Source organism: Bradyrhizobium sp. 76 (assembly GCF_023073025.1).
In the GTDB taxonomy this organism is placed as follows: domain Bacteria; phylum Pseudomonadota; class Alphaproteobacteria; order Rhizobiales; family Xanthobacteraceae; genus Bradyrhizobium.
The window spans coordinates 1-910 of record NZ_JADPIS010000031.1; the positions used below are offsets into that span (position 1 = coordinate 1).

At 65.1% G+C, this 910-nt stretch carries 1 protein-coding gene; it reads right to left on the reverse strand.

The features are described 5' to 3' along the window. Positions 1 to 328: 328 nt before the first annotated feature. Positions 329 to 910, reverse strand: a 582-nt coding sequence (locus tag IVB48_RS07815) for a transposase (protein ID WP_247399151.1), incomplete at its 5' end; no start/stop codon positions are given.

Genomic DNA, 910 nt, shown 5'->3' on the forward strand with positions numbered 1-910 from the left:
ACGGATGAGATGGACAAGCGATTTTTTCATTATCGAGATGACGCTTGCTGGGAAATCGCGTGCGTCCATTCTTTTGTTCGGCCGCGCCGCAGGCCCATTCTTCCGTCCCGGCCATCAATCTTGCAGCCGCCGCGCGCAGGGCCGGTCAAGGCTGGCCGCACTTGCGGCCACCGCAAGGCTTGGCCTTGACCGGCCCGAGCACGGTGGCACGCTGCATGGAACGGGACTGGCCAGGCTGGAAGTTGCCGTCAGCTGCGATTATGGTTGTCGGGCGCGGGCGACCTCGTGGCGAAGCGTGACGCGTCGGCTGCAAGCGTCACCGGACTGCCTATGTTGTCTTGCCGAATTGAGGCGCCCGCGCGCCCGCTCTTGGCCGCCGCGCTTTCCATTGCGACACGAATTGTTCGTAGTTTCGCTCCGCCTGGGCGGCAATCAGCATCTCGCGGTCGCGCAGCGCCTTGATGTTATAGGCATAGGCAGGTCCACGCCGGCTGCCTTTCTGTTGCGGATGTCCGGCTTGAAGTTGCATCGCGCGGGTCTTGTTGGCCACCAGGGCTGGGCGCGCCCACAGGTAATCTTCGCCCTTCGTCAACAAATGCCAGCAGAGCACAGTGAGCTTGCGAGCCACGGCCACCGCGGCGATCTGATGGCCGCGCCGGGCGCGGATGCGGACGAAAAACGCATGCAGTGGACCGGGCGCCTTGGCCGCTGCCCAGGCCGCCTCGACCAGCATGGCGCGCGCGTGAGAACGGCCGATTTTGCTGATGCGACCGTGATGGGCAGCTCCCAGTCCCGACTGCCGCACCCGCGGGTTCAGCCCGAAATAGCTCACCAGCTTCTGCGGGCTGTTGAACCGGCCGATGTCGCCGATCGCCGCCATGATGCCGGCTGCGACCGCCAGATTGACGCC